The 21,169-nt window shown below is 69.2% G+C and carries 17 protein-coding genes and 1 pseudogene; 6 read left to right on the plus strand and 12 right to left on the minus strand.

Annotation, left to right across the window (positions count from 1 at the left end; translation table 11 throughout):
* Positions 1-6 precede the first annotated feature (6 nt).
* Complete coding sequence (locus G6N50_RS03965) at positions 7-900, plus strand: phosphatase PAP2 family protein (RefSeq protein ID WP_083094132.1); 894 nt, start codon at positions 7-9, stop codon at positions 898-900.
* Between the two features lie 27 nt (positions 901-927).
* Here the strand turns inward: G6N50_RS03965 and G6N50_RS03970 are convergent, their stop codons facing one another.
* On the minus strand, positions 928-1,599 hold the full coding sequence (locus G6N50_RS03970; RefSeq protein WP_083094131.1) for a pyridoxamine 5'-phosphate oxidase family protein: 672 nt from the start codon (positions 1,597-1,599) through the stop codon (positions 928-930).
* Positions 1,600-1,640: 41 nt separating this feature from the next.
* Here G6N50_RS03970 and G6N50_RS03975 point away from each other — a divergent pair, with 41 nt between their 5' ends.
* Positions 1,641-2,969, plus strand: coding sequence for an aminotransferase class I/II-fold pyridoxal phosphate-dependent enzyme (locus tag G6N50_RS03975; protein ID WP_083094130.1), 1,329 nt, complete (start codon positions 1,641-1,643; stop codon positions 2,967-2,969).
* An 8-nt stretch (positions 2,970-2,977) separates the two neighbouring features.
* Here the strand turns inward: G6N50_RS03975 and G6N50_RS28795 are convergent, their stop codons facing one another.
* From G6N50_RS28795 to G6N50_RS04005, 7 genes and pseudogenes are all read right to left on the minus strand, one after another.
* On the minus strand, positions 2,978-3,154 hold the full coding sequence (locus G6N50_RS28795; RefSeq protein WP_169926944.1) for a hypothetical protein: 177 nt from the start codon (positions 3,152-3,154) through the stop codon (positions 2,978-2,980).
* Between the two features lie 57 nt (positions 3,155-3,211).
* Positions 3,212-4,942: a malto-oligosyltrehalose trehalohydrolase gene (gene treZ, locus G6N50_RS03980; protein ID WP_083094128.1), complete on the minus strand. Its 1,731-nt coding sequence runs from the start codon at positions 4,940-4,942 to the stop codon at positions 3,212-3,214.
* Complete coding sequence (gene treY / locus G6N50_RS03985; protein ID WP_083094127.1) at positions 4,935-7,235, minus strand: malto-oligosyltrehalose synthase; 2,301 nt, start codon at positions 7,233-7,235, stop codon at positions 4,935-4,937. The genes treZ and treY overlap by 8 nt, the downstream gene beginning before the upstream one ends.
* Before the next feature lie 3 nt (positions 7,236-7,238).
* On the minus strand, positions 7,239-9,440 hold the full coding sequence (gene glgX / locus G6N50_RS03990) for a glycogen debranching protein GlgX (RefSeq protein ID WP_083094126.1): 2,202 nt from the start codon (positions 9,438-9,440) through the stop codon (positions 7,239-7,241).
* 62 nt (positions 9,441-9,502) lie between these two features.
* Complete coding sequence (locus G6N50_RS03995) at positions 9,503-11,671, minus strand: acyltransferase family protein (protein ID WP_083094125.1); 2,169 nt, start codon at positions 11,669-11,671, stop codon at positions 9,503-9,505.
* A gap of 340 nt (positions 11,672-12,011) precedes the next feature.
* Positions 12,012-12,674 (minus strand): annotated as a pseudogene (ripD, locus tag G6N50_RS04000) (NlpC/P60 family peptidoglycan-binding protein RipD); the annotation flags it as partial.
* 340 nt (positions 12,675-13,014) lie between these two features.
* The gene (locus G6N50_RS04005; protein WP_083094123.1) at positions 13,015-13,482 is read right to left on the minus strand and encodes a hypothetical protein; all 468 of its coding nucleotides are present in this window, start codon (positions 13,480-13,482) and stop codon (positions 13,015-13,017) included.
* Between the two features lie 62 nt (positions 13,483-13,544).
* Between G6N50_RS04005 and G6N50_RS04010 the strand changes: the two genes are divergently transcribed.
* From G6N50_RS04010 to G6N50_RS04025, 4 genes are read left to right on the plus strand one after another with little or no spacing between them, the layout of a single operon-like run.
* The gene (locus tag G6N50_RS04010) at positions 13,545-14,849 is read left to right on the plus strand and encodes an adenosylmethionine--8-amino-7-oxononanoate transaminase (protein WP_083094122.1); all 1,305 of its coding nucleotides are present in this window, start codon (positions 13,545-13,547) and stop codon (positions 14,847-14,849) included.
* A gap of 6 nt (positions 14,850-14,855) precedes the next feature.
* Entirely contained in the window at positions 14,856-16,001 is a 1,146-nt protein-coding gene (locus tag G6N50_RS04015; protein WP_083094121.1) for an 8-amino-7-oxononanoate synthase, read from the plus strand.
* A 9-nt stretch (positions 16,002-16,010) separates the two neighbouring features.
* Positions 16,011-16,691, plus strand: a complete 681-nt coding sequence (gene bioD, locus G6N50_RS04020; protein WP_083094120.1) for a dethiobiotin synthase — start codon at positions 16,011-16,013, stop codon at positions 16,689-16,691.
* Positions 16,691-17,203 carry a 2'-5' RNA ligase family protein gene (locus G6N50_RS04025; protein WP_083094119.1) on the plus strand — a complete coding sequence of 171 codons (513 nt, stop codon included), beginning with the start codon at positions 16,691-16,693 and terminating at the stop codon, positions 17,201-17,203. Before bioD ends, G6N50_RS04025 begins: the two co-directional genes overlap by 1 nt.
* On the opposite strand, the gene G6N50_RS04030 is transcribed toward G6N50_RS04025, so the two are convergent.
* The 4 genes from G6N50_RS04030 to G6N50_RS04045 all read right to left on the minus strand — a co-directional run bounded on the left by G6N50_RS04030 (position 17,200) and on the right by G6N50_RS04045 (position 21,062).
* Positions 17,200-18,564 carry a hypothetical protein gene (locus G6N50_RS04030; RefSeq protein WP_083094118.1) on the minus strand — a complete coding sequence of 455 codons (1,365 nt, stop codon included), beginning with the start codon at positions 18,562-18,564 and terminating at the stop codon, positions 17,200-17,202. The two genes, G6N50_RS04025 and G6N50_RS04030, sit on opposite strands and share 4 nt — an antisense overlap.
* Positions 18,561-18,923 carry a hypothetical protein gene (locus G6N50_RS04035; RefSeq protein ID WP_083094117.1) on the minus strand — a complete coding sequence of 121 codons (363 nt, stop codon included), beginning with the start codon at positions 18,921-18,923 and terminating at the stop codon, positions 18,561-18,563. Before G6N50_RS04035 ends, G6N50_RS04030 begins: the two co-directional genes overlap by 4 nt.
* Before the next feature lie 4 nt (positions 18,924-18,927).
* Entirely contained in the window at positions 18,928-20,760 is a 1,833-nt protein-coding gene (locus G6N50_RS04040; RefSeq protein WP_083094173.1) for a hypothetical protein, read from the minus strand.
* Positions 20,761-20,873: 113 nt separating this feature from the next.
* The gene (locus G6N50_RS04045; protein ID WP_083094116.1) at positions 20,874-21,062 is read right to left on the minus strand and encodes a hypothetical protein; all 189 of its coding nucleotides are present in this window, start codon (positions 21,060-21,062) and stop codon (positions 20,874-20,876) included.
* Positions 21,063-21,169: the final 107 nt, after the last annotated feature.

The raw sequence follows: 21,169 nt of genomic DNA on the forward strand, positions 1-21,169 counted from the left end.
CGATACATGGACCCGCCGTACGGACCCGGCACTGGCGGTTTCGGCCTGGTCAGCGCGGGGGTGGTGGCCTGGCTCGCCTTGCTCGCGTCGGCGGCGATCTGGATTGCCCGGCGCGGCCGGCCGTTACGCGAGCTCTGGGAGAAGGTGTCCAACGCCGCCGTGATCGGCGAGGTGCTGACATGGGTGCGCGACCGGATCGGCGCCAGGGGGCGGGCACTGGCCCGTCGGTTGCCCCCGAGCGAGGTCGCCGGTGTCGCACTGCTTTTCGGGCTGGTCATGGTCGTGGCGCTGGCGGTCGGCTTCACCGAAGTGCTCGATGACGTGCTCGAGGGCGACGGCATCGCCGCCATCGACCACCCGATGACCAGGTGGCTTGCGACCCACCGTGATCTCTGGCTGACGACGGTCCTGCGGGTGGTCACCGTCGCGGGCGGGCCCCTGTTTCTGGTGACGCTCGCCCTCCCGATTTCCGTTGCGGCCGGCTGGCGGTGCCGGTCGTGGCGGCCGGTGGTGCTCGCCGTGGTGTGTGGCGGTGGAGTTCCACTGGTGCTCTTCACCGCCAAAGCCCTGGTGGGCCGGAACCGCCCGCCCCTGCCGTTCGCCCTTGTCGACGCGGACGGCTATTCGTTTCCCTCGGGACACGCGACGGGCACCGCCGCGATCATGGTCATCTCCGCGTGGATGTTGACCCGCTGGCTGATCCCCTGGTGGACCGGACGGGTGACGGTGTGGGCCATCGCGGTCGGCGCGGCGTCCGTGGTCGGGTTCTCGCGTGTCTATCTGGGAGTCCATTACGTCAGCGATGTGCTGTCCGGCTGGATGCTGGGCATGGCCTGGGCCGGCGCCGTCATGCTCGTTGGATCCTGGTGGGACAACACCCGGCGTGCAGGCGTCCGGTGACCCGATGCCCCGTGAGCATCGTGTTGTTCAGCGCCGGCTTTCCCCTAGGTACGCCGGCACCGGAGTGCCGGGAGTCAGGTCGTCGGCCGGCACCGGGCTTCCGGCCGTCAGGCTCAGCGGCACCACGCCCGCCCAGTGGTGCAGCGGAAGGTCCTCCGGATCGTCGGCCGGGGGACCGCTGCGCACCTTCGCCGAGACCTCGACGAGGTCGAGCGCGAGCACCCCGGTCGCGGCGAGCTCGCGGGCATCGGGGGCCCGGCAGTCCGCGGCGCGCCCCGGCGCGATGTGGTCGAGCAGGCAGTTCAGCCCCCGTGACTTCTCGGCCGGATCGTCGACGACGCGCGCCTCACCGAACACGACGACCGAGCGGAAGTTGACCGAGTGGTGCATCGCGGACCGTGCCAGCACCAGGCCGTCCAGCAGGGTGACGGTGACGCAGACCGGAAGGCCCGCCCCCGATGCCTCGGCCGCCCTGGCCGCCAGCAGCGGGCCGCTGCCGGTGGAACCGTGCAGGTAGAGCGTCTCGTCGAGCCGGGCGTGCGTCGTGGGCAACACCACCGGCCGGTCGGCGTTGAGGTATCCCAGATGGCAGATCAGCGCCTCGTCGAGGATGTCGTGCACGGCGCGGCGGTCGTAGCGAGCGCGCTCCCGGTAGCGGGTCGGGGTGGTGCGTGCTGTCGGCTGGTATGCGGTGTCCATCGGAATTGCCCTTTAGTTTGTCCTAGAACATAATCAGTTGCGTGCCAGTACAAAACAGCATAACCGGAACGGGCGCGGAATCCATAGCCGCCAGCATCGAGGCGGCGATCTCGGCCGGCACCCTGGAGCCCGGTGACGCGCTCCCGCCGGTGCGGGAGCTGGCCGGCCAGCTCGGCGTGAACGCCAACACCGCGGCCGCGGCCTACCGCCTGCTCCGTCACCGCGGGGCCGTCGAAACCGGCGGCCGGCGCGGCACCCGGGTGCGCCAGCGCCCGGCGACCACCCCGCGCTCGCTACTCGGCCTCGACGTGCCCGCCGGCGTCCGCGACCTGTCGACCGGAAACCCGTGCGCGGACATGTTGCCCATCGCGCGCGTCTCGCTGCCCGCGTGGGGCGAGGGCCGGCCGGTGCTCTACGGCGAGCCCGCCCTTTCGCCGGCGCTGGGGGACTTCGCCCGCCGTGCGCTGTCCGCGGACGGGATCCCCGCCGATCACCTGGCGGTGACCAGCGGTGCGCTGGACGGCATCGAACGCGCGCTCACCGCGCATCTGCGCCCGGGCGATCGCGTCGCGGTCGAGGATCCGGGCTGGGCCAATCTCCTCGATCTCCTTGCCGCACTGGGGCTTTCGGCCGTACCAGTGCGGGTCGACGACGACGGCCCGCTGACCGCCGACCTGTCTAGGGCGCTGGGGAGCGGGGTACGTGCGCTGGTGCTCACCAACCGCGCGCAAAACCCCACGGGCGCAGCGCTTTCGGCGGATCGCGCCGAGGCGCTGCGTGAGCTGCTGGTGCGGCGGGCCGACGATCTGCTGCTGGTCGAAGACGACCACTGCGCGGGCATTGCCGGTGCGTCGCTGCACACCCTGGCCGGTGCCACCACCCATTGGGCGTTCGTGCGCTCGGCGTCCAAGGCCTACGGCGCGGATCTGCGGGTGGCCGTCCTCGCGGGTGACCAGCGCACCGTCGAGCGGGTGCACGGCCGGTTGCGGCTCGGACCGGGCTGGGTGAGCCACATCCTGCAGCGGCTCGCCGTCGGCCTGTGGTCCGACCGGGCGGCGGCCGAGCTGGTCGCGACGGCCGAGCGGCACTACGCCATCAGTCGTCAACGGCTATGCGGCGCCCTGGCCGAAGGCGGTCTGCCGGCGCACGGGCGCTCCGGGCTCAACGTGTGGGTTCCGGTTCCCGACGAGGCGGTCGCGGTTTCCCGGCTGCTGGGCGCGGGCTGGGCGGTGGCGCCGGGCAGCCGGTTTCGGATGAACACGCCGGCCGGCATTCGCATCACGATCTCCGACCTGACCCCCGACGAGATCGAACCGCTCGCCGACGCGGTCGCCCGGGCGGTGCACCCCGCCGGCCGGGCCATCGTGTAGCCGCCGGCTCAGGCGCCGTCGTCGTCGGTACCCGGCCCCGGGCCGCGCCACAACAGCTCGACGCTGGGATGCGGCGGCAGGTCGTGGCACGCGGTGCGTGGGCCCGACGCCGGGTTCGCGGCGCGGCGACCGTGCTTGCGCAGGCAGATCCGCCGCAGTGGGTGACCGAATTCAGATTGATTCATGGTCGGCATCATCGGGGGTAAGCCCGTCGGGCCGCCAATCAGTTATCCACAGGCCGCTCAGGCCGACAGGATGGCGAACGAATGGCCTTGCAGCACAGTGCCGTCGCCGTCGACCGTCGGATCGTCCCAGGCCAGCACCACCTCCCCGCTGACCGGGATCCGCACCGGCTCGGCGCCGAGGTTGCACACGATGCGTAACCGGCCGCGCGAGACGGTGATCCAGCGTTCGTCCTCGTCGTAGTCGACCGTGAGGTGGTCCAGCCACGGATCGGCCATGTCGGGGTGGGCGCGGCGCAGCGCGATCAGATCGCGGTACACGCGGTGCAGCCGGGCGTGTTCGCCGGTGTCGACCTCGCTCCAGTTCAGTTTGGAGCGCGCGAATGTCCGGGGGTCCTGCGGGTCGGGGATCTCGTTGGCGTCCCAGCCGTGTTCGGCGAACTCGGCCTTGCGCCCCTCGGCGGTGGCCCGGGCCAGTTCCGGTTCGGGGTGGGAGCTGAAGAACTGGAACGGGGTCGAGGCCGAATATTCCTCGCCCATGAAAAGCATGGTGGTGTAAGGAGATCCGAGCACCAGCGCCGCCTTGATGGCCAGCTGGCCGCCGGTCAGGTTCTGCGACGGGCGATCTCCCAGAGCCCGGTTGCCGACCTGATCGTGCGTGCAGGTGTAGGCCACCAGCCGGGTGGCGGGGATGCCGGATCTCTCGCTGGTGTCCAGCGGCCGCCCATGGCGGCGGTGCCGGAACGACGAATAGGTGGCGGCGTGGAAGAAGCCGTGGCGCAGCGTCTGCGCCAGGGTGGCCAGGCTGCCGAAGTCGCCGTAGTAACCCTGACGCTCGCCGGACACCGCGGTGTGGATGGCGTGATGAATGTCGTCGGCCCATTGCCCGGTCAGACCGTAGCCACCGCGATCGCGCGGGGTGATCAGCCGAGGGTCGTTCAGGTCGCTCTCGGCGATCAGCGACAGCGGGCGCCCCAACTGCTGTGCCAGCCAATCCGTTTCGGTGGCCAGCTCCTCGAGGATGTGGATCGCTGTGGTGTCCACCAGCGCGTGGACCGCGTCCAGCCGTAGGCCGTCGGCATGGAAATCGCGCATCCAGCGCAGCGCGCACCCGATGATGTAGCGGCGCACCTCGTCGGAATCGGCGTCGGCGATGTTGATGCCTTCACCCCACGGGTTGCTCGCCGACGACAGGTAGGGCCCGTATCGCGGTAGGTAGTTGCCCGACGGGCCGAGGTGATTGAAGACCGCGTCGATCAGCACGCCCAAACCCTTGGCGTGGCAGGCGTCGACGAAGCGCACCAGGCCATCGGGTCCACCGTAGGGCTCGTGCACGCTGTACCACAGCACACCGTCGTATCCCCAACCGTGAGTACCGGCAAAGGAATTCACCGGCATCAGCTCGACGAAGTCCACGCCGAGATCGACCAGATAGTCCAGCTTCTCGATCGCGGAATCGAAGGTGCCGGCCTCGGTGAACGTACCCGGGTGCAGCTCGTAGATCACCGCGCCCTCGACCGCGCGGCCGGTCCAGGCCGAATCGGTCCACGTCGCGGCGCCCGGATCCCACAATTGCGAGCGCTCGTGCACACCCTCGGGCTGACGGGCCGAGCGCGGGTCGGGCAACACTGTGGGGTCGTCGTCGAGCAGATAGCCGTAGCGGGCGTCCGGCCCGGTGTCCACGGTGGCGTGCCACCAGCCGTCATCCGAGCGCGTCATGGCGTGCGCCCGGCCGTCGACGTCGAGCCGAACCAGCGCCGGTTTGGGTGCCCAGACCCGGAACTCAGTCATGGTGGCGCTCCAGCAGGACGACGGGCAGGTCGGCGAACAATTGGGCCGCCGACGTCGGACCGTCGGCGATCACCCCGGTGAGCGCGTCCTTCCAGGTCCCGTTGGGGAGCGGTAAAACCGTGTTGCCCCAGCCTTTTTCGGTTAGTCGCACCGTCCAGCGGGTCACCGCCACCACGATGTCCTCGCCCCGGCGGAAGGCCAGCACGTGATCGCTGGCATCGCCGTTGGCCAGTACCGGGACGTAGTCGCCGTGCAGGAAGGTGTCCGGATGCTGACGGCGCACACGCAGCGCCGTGGTGACGACCCGGATCTTCGGATGTTCCAACGCCCGCAGGGCGGCGCGCCGGGCGGCGTAATCGACGGCACGGCGATTGTCCGGGTCGACCAGGCTGTCGTCCCACAGTTCGGTGCCCTGGTACACATCCGGAATCCCGGGCACCGTCAGCGCCAGCAGCTTCTGGGCCAGCGAGTCGCTGGCGGCATGCGGATTGAGTTGGGCGACAAGCTCGGTCAGCTGGCCGGCGACCGGGCCGTCGAGCACGGTATCCAGCCACCGGTGCACCGATTCCTCGAACGCGGCGTCCGGGTCGTTCCACGAGGTGTGCCAGGCGGCTTCCCGGGTGGCCTTCTCGGTGTAGCCGTGCAGGCGGTCGCGCAGCTCGGCGGTGACCTCGCCGTCGACCGGCCATACGCCGAAGATATTCTGCCACAGGAATTGTCCGGTTGCCGGATCGGGGGAGGGCGCGGCGATCTCCCAGCGGGCCAGGAACTCGGTCCACAGCGACGGCACCTGCGACAGCACCGAGATCCGGGCCCGCACGTCCTCGCCGCGCTTGGTGTCATGAGTGGTCAGCGTCGTCATCGTCTGCGACCACAGCCGGGCGCGAGTGGCGGCACTGTGGTGAAATTCGGCCGCACCGACACCGAAGCGGTGCGGCTCGCCGCCCACCTCGTTCAGCGAAACCAGCCGGGCGTCACGGTAGAACAGGCAGTCCTCGACCGCCTTGGCGGTGACGGCCCCGCAGAGCTGCTGCAGCCGGGTGGCCGGCTCCCCGCCGCGGGCCAGGGCCGCGGCCAGCACCTGCAGCGCCGGACCCAATTGCGGCGCGGCCGACTCGGTTTCGGCCAGCGCGGTGGGCAGCAGCGCGACCAGGCCGGGATAATCGCAGCGGTAGACCCCGATGTGGGTGAGCAGCGCGGCTACTGCCTCGGGCAGCTGCGGGTGATCGACGCCGGCCGCCGCGACGATGCTGCGGCGCAGCCTGCGCAGCTCGCTGACCAGCGTGTCGGTGGCCGAACGAATCTTGAGTTCCGTCAGCATCTCCGGCATCGCCTGGTAGTCCACCCCGGCGGATTCCACCAGCGCGGTCAGCGCGGGGGCGCCCTTCGGATCCACCAGAACGCCGCCGATTTCGCGCAACGCGTCATAACCCGTGGTGCCGTCGACCGGCAGGGTGGGCTCGAGCGCCTCGTCGACGGCCAGGATCTTCTCGATCACGATCCAGGCCGCCGGACCGGTCAGCTCGCGCAGCCAGGCCAGGTACCCGCACGGATCGGACAGGCCGTCGGGATGGTCGATGCGGATGCCGTCGACGAGTCCCTCGGCGAACCACCGGCCGACTTCGGCGTGGGTGGCGTCGAAGACCGCGCGATCCTCCTGACGCAACCCGGCCAGCGAGGTGATCGAGAAGAAGCGGCGGTAGCCGCACACGCCGTTTCGCCAGCCCACCAGCCGGTAGTGCTGGCGGTCGTGCACCTCGGGACCGGTGCCCCCCGCGGTGCCGGGCGCGATCGGCAGCGCCAGATCGCCAAGTCGCAACAGGTCCCCGTCGACGGTGAGGTCGGCGGCGTCGTCGTCGGAGCCCAGCACCGGCAGCACGATGCGGCCCTCGTCGTCGAGGTCCCAGTCGATGTCGAAATACGTTGCGTAGGGCGAAGAACGGCCGTTGCGCAGCACGTCCCACCACCACGGGTTCTGCTGGGGCACATCGATGCCCACATGGTTGGGCACGATGTCGACGACCAGCCCCATGCCGCGCTCTCGGGCCGCCGCCGACAGCCGCGCCAGGCCGTCGGCGCCGCCGATCTCGGGGGAGACCGTCGTGGGGTCGGTGACGTCGTAGCCGTGACTCGATCCGGCGGCCGCGGTCATGATCGGGGACAGGTACAGGTGCGACACCCCGAAGTCGTTCAAGTAGTCCAACAGGTTTTCCGCGTCGGCGAAGGTGAACGCGAACCCACTGGATTCACCACGCAGTTGCAGCCGATAGGTGGAGATGACGGGTAAGGCCATGCGTCACTGCGTCTTACGCAGGACCAGCAGCGAGCGTGACGGCAGTGACACCTTCTCTTCGGCGGTCACCACCTGATCAGCCCCCTCTTTGCGACCCGTCGGTTCGTTGGTGTCCAGTTCCACGGTCCACTCTTTCGCATAGTCGCTGTTTGGCGTCACGAACTGCACCGGATCCTCACCGGCGTTGAAACACAACAGGAACGAGTCGTCGACCACCCGCTCGCCGCGGGCGTTCGGCGCGGTGATGGCGTCGCCGTTGAGGAACACCGCCACGCACTTGTGGATGCTTTCGCCCCAGTCCTCGTGCGTCATCTCGCGGCTACTGGGATTCAACCAGGCGATGTCGCGCACCTCGTCGCCGCTTCGGATCGGTTCGCCCTCGAAAAATCGGCGCCGACGAAACACCGGATGCCGCCTGCGCAGTGTGCTCACTTTGCGCGCGAACGCCAGCAGGTCGGCGTTCTTGTCAACCAAAGACCAATCCATCCAAGATAATTCGGAGTCCTGGCAGTACACGTTGTTGTTGCCGTTCTGCGTGCGCCCGAACTCGTCACCGTGGGCGATCATCGGCGTGCCCTGGCTGAGCATCAGGGTCGCCCAGAAATTGCGCATCTGGCGGCAGCGCAGCTCGATGATGTCGGGGTCGTCGGTGGGGCCTTCGACGCCACAGTTCCACGATCGGTTGTGGCTTTCACCATCCCGGTTGTCCTCCCCGTTGGCCATGTTGTGTTTCTCGTTGTAGGACACCAGGTCGTTGAGCGTGAACCCGTCGTGCGCGGTGACGAAGTTGATGCTGGCGCTGGGACGCCGACCGGTCACCTCGTACAGGTCCGACGACCCGGTCAGCCGGGAAGCGAACTCGCCCAGGGTTGCGGGCTCGCCCCGCCAGTAGTCGCGCACAGTATCGCGATACTTCCCGTTCCACTCGGTCCACAAACCCGGGAAATTCCCGACTTGGTAGCCGCCCTCGCCGACGTCCCAGGGTTCGGCGATCAATTTGACCTGGCTGACGATCGGATCCTGCTGCACCAGATCGAAGAACGCGCTCAATCGGTCGACGTCGTGCAGTTCGCGGGCCAGTGTGGCGGCCAGGTCGAAGCGGAACCCGTCCACGTGCATCTCGGTCACCCAGTAGCGCAGCGAGTCCATGATCAGCTGCAGCACGTGCGGGTGGCGCGGGTTCAGGCTGTTGCCGGTGCCGGTGTAGTCCTTGTACAACCGCAGGTCGGTGTCCATGAGCCGGTAGTACGCGGCGTTGTCGATGCCGCGGAAATTGATGGTCGGGCCGAGGTGGTTGCCCTCGGCGGTGTGGTTGTACACCACATCGAGGATCACCTCGATGCCCGCTTCGTGGAAGCTGCGCACCATGGATTTGAACTCGGCGACGCTGGACGTGCGGTTGGCGGCGTACTCGTTGTTCGGCGCGAAGAACCCGAAAGTGTTGTAGCCCCAGTAGTTTCGCAGGCCCAAGTCCAGCAGCCGCGAATCGTGCATGAACTGGTGCACCGGCATCAGCTCGATGGCCGTGACCCGCAGCGACTTGAGGTGGTCGATGATCACCGGGTGGGCCAGGCCGGCATAGGTGCCCCGCAGCTCCCCTGGGACGCCCGGATGGGTTTGCGTCATCCCCTTGACGTGCGCCTCGTAGATGACGGTCTCGTGATAGGGGGTCAGCGGCGCGCGGTCGGATCCCCAGTCGAAGAACGGGTTGCTCACCACGCTGGTCATGGTGTGGCCCAGCGAATCGACCATCGGGGGAATCCCCGGGTCGGCGCCATCGGCGTTGGGCCCGTCGGGGTCGACGGCCTTCATGTCGTAGGAGAACAGCGCCTGGCTGAAGGTGAAGTCGCCATGAAAAGCCTTGCCGTACGGGTCCAGCAACAACTTGCTGGGGTCACAGCGGTGACCGGCGGCCGGGTCGAAGGGGCCGTAGACGCGAAAGCCGTAGCGCTGGCCCGGGGTGATGTTGGGCAGATAGGCGTGCCAGACGAAGCCGTCCACCTCGTCCAGGGGAATCCGTGACTCGTTGCCTTGGCCGTCGATCAGGCACAGCTCGACCTTCTCGGCGATTTCGGAGAACAGCGAGAAGTTGGTTCCCGCGCCGTCGTACGAGGCGCCCAGTGGATACGGGTTTCCCGGCCACACGGTGGCGAGCTTGGGTTGGTGGTTACCGCCTGCTGCTGAAGCGGGACTGTTGGTTGACACCTATCGACCTTATCCGCGAGCGGTTGCGCTCACGCGGGTTAGCGGTCAGGTAGTAAGAAGGGTCACCACCAGCCGGTGGCCTCGGCGATCTGGCGGCCCAATTCGGGTGCCATGGTCCGCACGTAGGTGGGGGTCAGGTGATGGGCGCCGTGATAGATCAGGATGTTTCCCTCGACCGGGCGGCACACGTCGGTGCGGCAGATCGCGTCCGACATGTCGAGCACCTTGAGCTGAGGGAACTGCGCGACGAAGTCGAGCGTCTGGTTGCGGTCGGAGAGCATGTCGGAGCGCTTGATCGCGCAGGACTGCGCGGTGCCGCCCCGTTTGGCAAGGCAGTCCGCCGGGTCGAACGGTTGGCCGTTCTTCACCAGCCACGGCGTGTCCCGCATGCCGAGAATGGGAATGTTGTTGTCGGACAACGTTTGCCAGATCCCGATGTAGGTGGCGGGCATCACGTCCCCGGGTTTGATGTTCCACGGCCGGGTGGTGGTGGTGAAGACGTAGTCGGGCCGGTCGGTGACCAGTTTGGTCATCGTCTGCTCCACCCACTCCCGGCACTGCGGGTATGCGGCGTTGTTGCCCATGATCAGCGGGACCTGCTCGGTCGACAGCGGGCAGCCCATCTTGAGGTACGTCACGACCTTGAAGTGGTGCAGCTTGCCCAGGATGTCCAGCGCGGGCAGCCAGTGCTCGGCGTGTGACCCACCCGCCAGCGCGACGGTCCGGTCGGCGGCCACATCGCCGTAGGTGCAGTTGACCACCGTCGGGTTGACGAAGTCACTGATGCACCCGTCCCGGGTCGTGGCGGGCAGGTCTTGCTTGACCTCCAGGACCGAGGGCCGCATGGGCAACGCGGGCACCCGCACGTGTTCGGTGAGGGCCCGCGCGCCGGGGTAGTCCTGCGGGTTGAGGACGCTGAGTTCCTTGCCGGCCGACCGCAGGACCGTGACGTGCTGACGCCAGGTGAACGAGGTCGCGGTCAGCGTCACGCCCAGCAGCACGACGGCCGATCCCAGCGCCATCGTCGGCCGGGCCAGGCGGGTGAACCGCGGAACGGTCGGCGCGGGCGCCGGTTTCGAGGATGCGCGGTAGCGCAGCGGATCCTCGACGAGCCGGTTGGTCAGATAGGCCAGCACCCCGGACACCAGCAGCAGCACCGCGCCCTCGACGAAGCTGGCGTGCTTGTGGCCGCTGTAGGACAGCCAAAAGATGAGCAACGGCCAGTGCCACAGGTATAGCGCGTACGCCATCGCGCCCAGCTCCACCAGCGGGCGCGTCGCCAACAGCCGATTGGGCAGCGGCAACCGGTCACCGCTGCCGCGACCGCCCTGCAGGTTGGCGCCGACGAGGATCATCAGCATGGCGGCGCCGACCGGCACCAGGGCCCACGGGCCGGGGAACTGCTGCACGCCGTCGATCAGGGCCCCGCAGGACAGCACCGCGCCCAGCGCCACCGTGGCCAACACCGTGCGCAACCACATGGGCCAGTGGATGCGGGTCACCAGCGCGCCAACCAGCGCGCCCAGCAACAACTCCCAGCCCCGCGCGAAGCTGTCGTAGTAGGCGGCCGCCTGGTTGTGCTGGTGCGCGATGATCGCGTAGACGAACGACGCCACCGTCAACGCGGTCAGCACCCCCAGGAACAAGGTCCGCAGCCGGGCACCCAGCGGGCGCCGGAACAGGTAGGCGAGGCCGGCGATCAACACCAAAAAGCTGACGTAGAACTGGCCCTGCACCGACATCGACCAGATGTGCTGCAACGGGCTGACGGCCTCGCCCGCCCGCAGGTAGTCCGACGCCGTGTTGGCCAGCTCCCAGTTCTGGTAGTAGCCGAGGCTGGCCAGGCTCTGGTCGGCGAACGTCTCCCAACGCGTCTCGGGCTGAACCAGGATGGTCAGCACCGCGCAACCGGCCAGCACCACGACCAGGGCGGGAACCAGCCGTCGGATGAGCCGGATCACCTCGGACACCGGCGACAGCGTCACGCCCGGGTTCAGGGCGGCGCGAATGACCTTGCCGCCGAAGAAGAATCCGGACAGCGCCAGGAACACGTCCACGCCGCCGGAGACCCGGCCGAACCAGATATGGAACACCGCGACCAGAGCAATCGCGATGCCGCGCAGGCCGTCCAGGTCGTAGCGATAGAACCCCTGGGACCCCGTTTTACGCATCCCCGCGCCGTCCGGATCGGCGGTGGCGTCCGGCGCAGGAGACGGTGACAGGGTCTGCATGATCGACAGTCAATTTACCGAAGACCCGCCACCCGCTCCCGTCAGCTCGCGGCGGGGAGACGGCTCGACGGGTTGCCGAGCAGCCGCGCCGGGCGGCGGGGGAGCGAGTGGCGGGTGTGTCGGACGGCGGGAAAACGGCCGGGAGTTACCTGCCGATGCCGGCGGCGGTCGGCTGCAACGGCGACTGCTGGGTGGGCAGTTGCTGCACGGGCGCTTGCTGGAACGGCGACTGCTGCAGCGGGGCCTGCTGCGTTGGTGCCTGCTGCAGCGGCGCCTGTTGGGTGGGGAGCTGTTGCGGCGTCTGCTGGTAGGGCGACTGTTGCAGCGGGGCTTGCTGCGTGGGTGCCTGCTGCAGTGGTGCCTGTTGGGTGGGGAGCTGTTGCGGCGTCTGCTGGTAGGGCGACTGTTGCAGCGGGGCTTGCTGCGTGGGTGCCTGCTGCAGTGGTGCCTGTTGGTTAGGGAGCTGCTGCGGCGCCTGCTGCAGCGGCGCCTGCTGCGCCGGCGCGGAGGCCCCCAGGACCCGGACCATGTACGGCGTCATGCCGTTGGCGCGCACCGGCGAAACCTGCACGACGTCGCCGACCTCGAGCATCTGGTTGTTGCCCAGGTACATCGCGACGCTCTGGGTGCCCTCGGGACCGTAGAAGATCAGGTCACCCTTGCGGGCCTGCTGCGGCGTGATCTTCTGCCCGACCCGGTAGATCGCGCCCGACGACCGCGGCAGCTTGATGCCGGCGCCGGCGTAGGCGTACTGCATCAGGCCCGAGGCGTCGAAACCCACGGTGTTGATGCCGGTGCCGGTGCCGCGGGTGGGCCCGTTGATGCCGCCACCGGCCCAGGAGAACGGCACACCGCGCTGCGACAGACCGCGGGCGATCACCACGTCGGTGGCCTGCTGATAGTCCATCGACCTGGCGCCCGGGTCGGCGGTCGCGATGGTGGGAACCACCATCGGCGCCCCCAACAGGGCCAAACCGATCGCGAAGGCGTAGATGCGTTTCATGTTTCTGGCCTTTCCCTGGCCTCTCCAGGCGCTCAATGGGCCTCGGCGCGGTGACCTCGCGCGTCCGCCCCCGGTTCATGGCCGGGCGAAGGCCTCCACGCTGGGGCACAACGCCGTCCATGGCACATGCGAGGTGAATCAGCGGTCAGCCGCTGTATTCACATCAGTCACACAAGCCACTTTGACAACAGAACTTGTTAGCCGCCAGGGCCGCGCGAGATTTTTTGTCGTACCGTGACCGGACGGTGACTGGCGCGCCGAATCCCGTATGCGCAGTTGTGATTTCGGTCTCAGTCGGCTACGAAATCGCACGTCCGCCAGGGCGGCGGCAGCGGTGCGTTCAGAGCAGCCAATAGCGTTCGCTGAACATGGTCAGCATCGAGCCGGCCACCGAGCTGACCATGACCAGCGCCAGCGCCAGCACCGGCCAGAAGGACATGTACCAGCCCTTCAGCAGGGAAACGACCGGTCCGATGATGGCGGCGGTCATGGCCGCACCGATGCCGCCCCACACCACCGGGTGGATGTACAGGTCCAGGCCGTAGGGGACCGGCCCGCAGGTTTCGTCTTCGCAGACGTTCGCCAGGAAGCCGAAAAGCCGCGTCGGCCAGGTCGTCGCCGTGGCCAGCACCGCCAGCAGGATCAGCAGCGCGACGGTGCAGGCGATGTCCCAGGGCGCCACCCGCACCCGAATCACCCGGGGCGCCTCGTCGTCGTACTCCACCAGCGGATAGTGCGTGTCCCTGGACCAGCCGGGCCCCGCCTCGGGTCCCGGTGCTGCGCTGTCGGACTGCTGCGGCGGGGCCATGATGTCCCATGCTTCCCGACGTCGGAGTTTTGCGCGAATCGGCTGCTTTACCCTCGATCACTATGCCAGCGGCCAAGGCCGGGCTGACGCCCGAGCAGATCAGCGCGATCGACGCCGCGCACCTGTGGCATCCCTACAGCACCATCGGCGCCGAATCCGTCGCCCCCGTGGTGGCGGTCGGCGCCCGCGGCGCCTGGCTCACCCTGGTCCGCGACGGCAAGCCCATCGAGGCGCTCGACGCCATGAGCTCCTGGTGGACCGCGATCCACGGGCACGGCCACCCGGTGTTGGACGCGGCCCTGTCCGCGCAGCTCGGCGTGATGAACCACGTCATGTTCGGCGGGTTGACCCACGAACCGGCGGCGCGGCTGGCCCAACTGCTGGTGGACATCACCCCGGCGGGGCTGGAGACGGTGTTTTTCAGCGACTCCGGATCGGTGTCGGTCGAGGTGGCCGTCAAGATGGCGCTGCAGTACTGGCGCAGCCGCGGGCGGCCCGGCAAGCACCGGCTGATGACCTGGCGCGGCGGCTACCACGGCGACACCTTCACGCCGATGAGCGTCTGCGACCCCGACGGCGGCATGCACTCGCTGTGGGCCGACATCCTGGCCCGGCAGGTGTTCGCGCCGCAGGTGCCCCGCGACTACGACCCCGGCTACAGCGCGGCGTTCGAGGAACAGCTGGCCCGGCACGCCGCCGAGCTGGCCGCGGTCATCGTCGAGCCCGTCGTCCAGGGCGCCGGCGGCATGCGCTTCCACGACCCGCGATACCTGCGCGACCTGCGCGACATCTGCCGGCGCCACGAGGTGCTGCTGATTTTCGACGAGATCGCCACCGGCTTCGGCCGCACCGGCGAGCTGTTCGCCGCCGACCACGCCGGCGTGAGCCCGGACATCATGTGCGTCGGCAAGGCGCTGACCGGGGGATACCTCACCCTGGCCGCCACCTTGTGCACGACCGGCATCGCCCACACCATCAGCTCCGGTGAGGCCGGAGCGCTGATGCACGGCCCCACGTTCATGGCCAACGCGCTGGCCTGCGCGGTGTCGGTGGCCAGCGTGGAGGTCCTGCTCGGCCAGGACTGGCGCTCGCGGGTCGCCGAGATCGGCGCCGGCCTGGCGGCCGGGCTCGAGCCGGCCCGGGCACTGCCCGGCGTGAGCGACGTGCGGGTGTGCGGCGCGATCGGTGTCATCGAATGCGAACGCCCGGTCGACCTGGCCGTCGCCACTCCGGCGGCACTGGATCACGGCGTCTGGCTGCGCCCGTTTCGCAACCTGGTCTACGCGATGCCGCCCTACATCTGCACGCCCGCTGAGATCTCGCAGATCACCTCGGCGATGGTGCAGGTCGCCCGCCTCGTAGGCTGATCGCCCATGAGGGCACCGATCGAGACGTCTCCGCTGGCGTGGCTGGAAGCGGTGGAACGGCAGCGCCGCGAGGCCGGGCTGCGCCGCTCACTGCGGCCGCGTCCCGCCGTCGCCACCGAGCTGGACCTGGCCTCCAACGACTACCTCGGCCTGTCACAACACCCGGACGTGATCGACGGCGGGGTCGCCGCGCTGCGTATGTGGGGCGCCGGGGCGACCGGGTCCCGACTGGTCACCGGCGACACCGAGTTGCACCAGCAGTTCGAGTCCGAGCTGGCCGAGTACGTCGGCGCGGCCTCGGGGCTGCTGTTCTCCTCCGGCTACGCGGCCAACCTGGGGGTCGTCGTCGGCCTGTCGGGCCGGGGTGCGCTGCTGGTCTCCGACGAGTACTCGCACGCCTCGCTGGTGGACGCATGCCGGCTGTCGCGGGCGCGGGTGGCGGTCACGCCGCATCGCGACGTCGGTGCCGTCGAGGCGGCGCTGCGGGCGCGCGACGAGGAGCGCGCGGTCGTCCTCACCGAGTCGGTGTTCAGCACCGACGGCGCGCTGGCACCGCTGCAGGAATTGCACGAGGTGTGCCGTCGGCACCGCGCCCTGCTCATTGTCGACGAGGCGCACGGTCTGGGGGTGCGCGGCGGCGGGCGCGGGCTCCTGCACGAGGCCGGGCTGGCCGGCGCACCCGACGTGGTCATGACCACCACGCTGTCAAAGGCGCTGGGCAGTCAGGGCGGTGCGGTGCTCGGGCCGGCCTCGGTGCGGGCGCATCTCATCGACGCCGCGCGCACGTTCATCTTCGACACCGGCCTGGCCCCGGCGGCGGTGGGCGCCGCGCGGGCCGCGCTGACCGTGCTGCGGGCCGAGCCCCGGCGGGCAGACGCGGTGTTGCGCCACGCCGCCAGCCTGGCCGAGGCCTGCGGCGTGCCCGAAACGCCGCAGTCGGCGGTGGTCTCGGTGATCCTGGGCGACCCGGACATGGCGGTGGCCGCCGCGACGGCCTGCCTGGACGCCGGTGTGCGGGTGGGCTGCTTCCGGCCCCCGACCGTGCCCGCCGGGACGTCGCGGCTGCGGCTGACGGCGCGCGCGTCGCTGGACGGCGCCGAGCTGGAGGTCGCGCGCCGGGTGCTGACCGATGTGCTCGCCCGGCTTGGTTGAGGCACGCCGGTGACGGTTCTCGTCGTCACCGGCACCGACACCGGGGTCGGCAAGACGGTCGTCACCGCGGCGCTGGCCTGTCACGCCCGTCAGGCCGGTATCGACGTGGCGGTGTGTAAACCCGTCCAGACCGGCACCGACGACGGTGACGACGACCTCGCCGAGGTGGCCCGGCTGTCCGGGGTGACCGAGCTGGCCGGGCTAGGCCGATATCCGCAGCCGCTGGCGCCGGTGGCCGCCGCGGAGGTGGCCGGAATGCCGCTGCCCACCCGCGAGCAGCTGCTGGCGCTCATCGGGGAGCTGGACCGGCCGGGGCGACTGACGCTGGTCGAGGGCGCCGGGGGACTGCTGGTCGAACTCGGCGAGAACGGTGTCACCGCACGCGATCTCGCCGCCGCGCTGGCCGCCGAAGTCCTGGTCGTGGTTAGTCCGTCGTTGGGTACCCTCAACCACACCGCGCTTACCCTGGAATCGCTTGCCGTGCAATGGGTTTCGTGTGCAGGACTGGTCATCGGCAGCTGGCCCCGGCGGCCGGGGGTGGTGGAGACGACGAATCGATCCGCGCTGGCCCGGCTCGCCGCGGTGCGCGCCGCGCTGCCGGCCGGGGCGGCGTCGCTGGGCGCCGCCGAGTTCGCGACGCTGTGTGCCCAGGCATTCGACCGCGACTGGGTCGCCTCGCTGGTCGGCTGATGGTCCACTCCATCGAGCTGGTCTTCGACCGCGACACCGAGGCGGCGATCCGGGGCATCTGGAAAGCGTTGGCCGCGGCCGGAATTCCCAGTCAGGCACCGGCCAGCCGGCCCCACGTGACGCTGGCCGTGGCCGAAGGCATCGCCGCCGACGTCGACGAACTGCTGAGCCCGGTGAGCGAGCGGCTGCCGCTGCGCTGCCTCCTCGGTGCGCCGGTGCTGTTCGGCCGCGCCAGCCCGGTTTTCGCGCGGCTGGTGGTGCCGACCGGCGAGCTGTTGGCGCTGCACGCCCAGGTGCATCGCGTGTGCGGCCCGCATTTTATCCCGGGCCCGATGCCCAACAGCCTGCCTGGTCAGTGGACCGCGCACGTCACGATGGCGCGGCGCGTCGGCGGCGCCCAACTCGGTCGGGCGCTGCGCATCGCGGGCCGGCCAGCCCAGATCGACGGCAGCTTCGCGGGCTTGCGCCGTTGGGACGGCAACAAGAAGGTCGAGCACCCGATCGCGGGTTAGCCCCCGAAGAGCAGATACAAGCCGGTGAAGGTGTAGCCGACCATCACCAGCATCATCGTCAGCTGCCCGGTGAGCTGATGGCCGGCGGGCAGCAACCGCAGGGCTTTGTCGTGGGCCGCGATCACCGCGACGATGTGCCCGGTGACCACGCAGGTCACCTTGACCGCGGCCAGCACGGGCGGATGCATGGACAAGATGTAGGCGACGTGCAGATGTGCCAGGCCGAGCAGGTTCCACCCGTGGCCGAACGGGTCGGCCAGCGCGAACACCGCCTGCTGGCCGCGCTCCACCAGGTAGGACAGGTAGTGCGCGAAGATGTAGCCCACCACGATCGGTATCAGCGAATGTGCCATCTCGCCGGGCAATGCGCGGCGCTGCTCGGGGCTGACGCCTCCAGTCGCGCGGGCCGCGAGTGAAAAGGTTACTGCCACAACGCCAATGAAGACCATCAGGCCGACGGTGCGCAGCGCCGACGAGGCCGCCGCCGGGGGCGCGCCGAATTCGCGGGCGAGCTGATCGGAGAACCCGCGCCACGTCGGCGACGACGAGAAACTGTCGAAGGCCGTTGACCCGAGCAGCACCGCCAGCAGCAGCACGAGGCCCGGCCGCACCGGCAGCGACGGCAGATGGTCGAGCGGGTTTCCGGCCACGATCTTCCCGGTCTGCGGGTTGCGTCGAAACGGCGAGAGCCGGGACACGGCCATGCTGTACACGCCGAACGGATCGGCGCGGGCCAGCCAGCGCTGTCCGCACAGCCACGCGCCGACCAGCATCAGCACGGCGTAGCCGGCTATCCATGTCCTGACCCAGGGCAGTGCCGCTGGGTTCGGGCTGGCCAGCTCCATCCAGACGAAGGCGAACAGTCCCGCCGCGGCGGGCCGATAGCCCCAGCCTTCGGGGTAGGACAGCCGTGGCCGGCCGAGCTGCTCCGGGGTGATGCGCCGCAACAGCAGATAGAGCGTGCGCATCGGCGAAATCACCCGCCACACCGGCCCGATCACCAGCGACAGCGCCACCAGCCCCACCCAGAGCAGCACGTAGAACGCGCCGAGCAGCGCGTTGGACTCCGATTGGGGACCCCAGATTCCGGCGGCCACCGCCCACGCCGCAACCGCCAGGGCCAGCGCGGCGGCCGACCAGCGGGTCACCCGGGAGTCGACGAACGTCGTCAGGGCGGTCGGCAGGGGCCGGCCCGGCTTGAGCGGATCAAACCGGGCCCGCCGCCAGGCGAACGCCACCAGGGCGAACGTGAATGTCAGTGCCCAGGCCGCCCCGACCATCGCGTAGGCGTAGGGCACCGGAAGGTCACCCGACCCACCGAGCCCGTGCGCGAGCACCACCGCCGCGGCGGCGGAGCTCACGGCTGCACTTGGATGGTGGCGACGGTGCGGTCCAGATGGTGCAGCTCCACCGCGACGTTGCCGGGCACGTCGACGGCGAATCCGAACGTCTGGTTGGGCTCGGCCGCGACCTGGAACTTGTGATCGGGCGTCGAATGCACGTGCAGCTCGTCGGTGGCGTCGCTGGTCACGTGCAGGGTGATCTGCTGATGCACCTTGGCCTGCAGCGTCGCGTTGGTCGGCGTGACCTGCCCGTTGGCGATGGTCACGTCGATCGTCAACGGTGCGGCCGGGGACTTACCGGTGGAACCGCCGCAGCCGACCAGGCCGCAGACCAGCACCGCCACCCACGCCGCAAGCAGAGTGCCGCGAACTGCCATGGGCTCACGCCGCCCGGGGGATCGGTCGCTTGTCCTCGACGGGTTCGGGCTCGGCGATGGAGTTATTGAGCCGGCCCGCACCCCACGTCAAACCGGCGATCACCATCAGCGTCAGGAACAGCACAACGATGCCGCCGGCGGTGAACAACCAGGTCGGCGCGCCCTGGTCGCGCTCGCGCTGCAGAATGGTGACTTCCAGGACGAACGGCCGCGTGCTCGATGCCAGCGCGGGGACCTCGGGGGCCGGAATGGCGGCGTCCGCCGGTTCCCAGATCGGCACCGCAGTCATCGTGCGGCCGTCCTGCACCCGCAGCAGGGTCTTCCAATCGCCCCACACCGGGACCGGCTGAGTGGACCGGTAGTGCCCCGGCCCGACCTTGGCGAGCCGGTCGATGACCAGGCCGCGCTCGTTATTCATGCGCCCCTGCCATGACAGGATCGTCAACCAGTCCGGGTGATCGCTGACCATGTCGGCGGGTTGTAACTGGACGTCGGCCGACACCATGCGCTGCCCCGGTGCACTGGGCAGATCGGTCAACGTGATGGTGGCGTTGTTCTGGCCCGGCACCACGATATGGAGGCCGTTGGCCACCGCGCCGCCGATCACCAGCACCGTCAACGCCACCACGGAGATGCCGACCCGGCGGGCTGGCAGGCGTTGGCCGGTGAGCACCATTCCGAACAGTGCGCCGCACACACCCATCAGCACCGCCACCGGCACCGCCATGGCCAGGGCCTCGCCCCACATGCGCATCGGCCAGGGGTAGTGGTAGACCGTCGCGATCCACAGCGACTCCAGCCACAGTCCGACGGTGCCCACGCCCAGGCCCGCGACGGCGCCGAACACAATGGGGCGCTTGAAAATCGGGGTCAAGGCGACCAGTTCGACCGCCAGCGCGGGGCCGAGGTACAACGGGAACCAGTTGATGGGGGCCCCGAGGATCGGGCCGACCAGCAGGGCGACACCGCCGCGCAGGGCGATAGCGAAGACGGCAGCGATGACGGCCGCCCCTCGCCCCATGGTGGTGCGGGCGGCGACCGCCGCCAGGGCCGCCGCGCCGGCGATCAGCATGGGCTGCAGCACCAGGCGGAATTGCGGGACGCCGAAGTCGAACTCGATCTGATAGACCGACAAGCCGATGAACAACCCGCCGAAGGACAGGTAGCGCAGGAAGGTGATGAAGACGCCGTGGTAGACGTCCTCGCCTTCCTCGGCCTCACCCTCGCGCTCCAGCATCAGCACCGCGAACAGCGAAAAGCAGGCGCCGCCGATCATCATCAAATGTGTTGGGCCCCAGAGGGTTACATCCTGGCCGAAGATGCGGTGCCAGATGTCGTCGAGCGGGAAGCCGATCATCGCGTACAGCCCGCAGCCGGCCATCAGCACGCCGCCGACCGGTGCGTGCCAGTTCTGCGTGATCCGCACCGCCGCCGGGCCGGGCTTGTCGAACGGCAGCACGACCGCCGTCATGCCGCCGAGGAAGATGCCGAACAATCCGATGATGATGAAGTAGTGCGCCGGGTTGGCCAACGGGCCCGGGTCGCGGCCGTTGCCGATGTGCCAGCTGACGTCCCAGATGAACCCGAACAACGCGCAGATGATCGATGTGGTGAAGACCAGAATCGGCAAAGCGACCCAACCGGGCCGGTGGAATTTTTCGCCCATCTTGTCGGCGGCGCGGGTCAACCACTGGATGCGATGGGTGCGGTGGGCATGACCCACCCACAGCAACAGCAGGGTGATCACCACCGCGGCGATCGAAAGCCCGATCACCTGATTGAGCCCCGCACCGCGTGCCGGTGCCTCGGCAATAAACGTCAGTTCATTCGACCGCATCGTCGTGCCTCCCAACCGCGCCGGGCTGCCCCGGAGGATCCGATTGATGTCAACCGCTTATTACTGTCAAGTAGGTTCGTGATCGTTTGTTTAATGCCCCGATCGAGGGCTCGTCAATCACGCTCTTTGTCGGGCGTGTCGGACCGGGAAGCGTCGGTGCGCGAACCCGCGGCGTCGCGGCCCTCACGGCGGTCGCGCAGCGCGATGTACAAGACCACCCCGACGACGATCACCGCAGGCAGGAACGCCGGCGCCGCCAGCAGGAGGTAGTGGTGCGCCAGGAATTCGACGTGCGGAGTCACTGTGGTCGTATACCCATAGACAGGCCGTGTCCTTCGGCCGTTACCCTTCTTTGAACACCTTTTCATTCGGGCTGCCATCACTACGTGGCAGGTGTGTCCCCACGCGC

The organism is Mycobacterium mantenii (genome assembly GCF_010731775.1).
GTDB classification, from domain to species: domain Bacteria; phylum Actinomycetota; class Actinomycetes; order Mycobacteriales; family Mycobacteriaceae; genus Mycobacterium; species Mycobacterium mantenii.

Bases quoted from the DNA above. Each gene is read 5' to 3' on its own strand.
- G6N50_RS04005 (WP_083094123.1), bottom strand. From the start codon at position 13,482: ATGGCCCCGCCGCAGCAGTCCGACAGCGCAGCACCGGGACCCGAGGCG.
- G6N50_RS28795 (WP_169926944.1), bottom strand. From the start codon at position 3,154: ATGAATCAATCTGAATTCGGTCACCCACTGCGGCGGATCTGCCTGCGC.
- G6N50_RS03995 (WP_083094125.1), bottom strand. From the start codon at position 11,671: ATGCAGACCCTGTCACCGTCTCCTGCGCCGGACGCCACCGCCGATCCG.
- treY (WP_083094127.1), bottom strand. From the start codon at position 7,235: ATGGCCTTACCCGTCATCTCCACCTATCGGCTGCAACTGCGTGGTGAA.
- G6N50_RS04040 (WP_083094173.1), bottom strand. From the start codon at position 20,760: ATGCGGTCGAATGAACTGACGTTTATTGCCGAGGCACCGGCACGCGGT.
- G6N50_RS03965 (WP_083094132.1), top strand. From the start codon at position 7: ATGGACCCGCCGTACGGACCCGGCACTGGCGGTTTCGGCCTGGTCAGC.
- G6N50_RS03970 (WP_083094131.1), bottom strand. From the start codon at position 1,599: ATGGACACCGCATACCAGCCGACAGCACGCACCACCCCGACCCGCTAC.
- treZ (WP_083094128.1), bottom strand. From the start codon at position 4,942: ATGACTGAGTTCCGGGTCTGGGCACCCAAACCGGCGCTGGTTCGGCTC.
- G6N50_RS04025 (WP_083094119.1), top strand. From the start codon at position 16,691: ATGGTCCACTCCATCGAGCTGGTCTTCGACCGCGACACCGAGGCGGCG.
- G6N50_RS04035 (WP_083094117.1), bottom strand. From the start codon at position 18,923: ATGGCAGTTCGCGGCACTCTGCTTGCGGCGTGGGTGGCGGTGCTGGTC.
- G6N50_RS04015 (WP_083094121.1), top strand. From the start codon at position 14,856: ATGAGGGCACCGATCGAGACGTCTCCGCTGGCGTGGCTGGAAGCGGTG.
- G6N50_RS04010 (WP_083094122.1), top strand. From the start codon at position 13,545: ATGCCAGCGGCCAAGGCCGGGCTGACGCCCGAGCAGATCAGCGCGATC.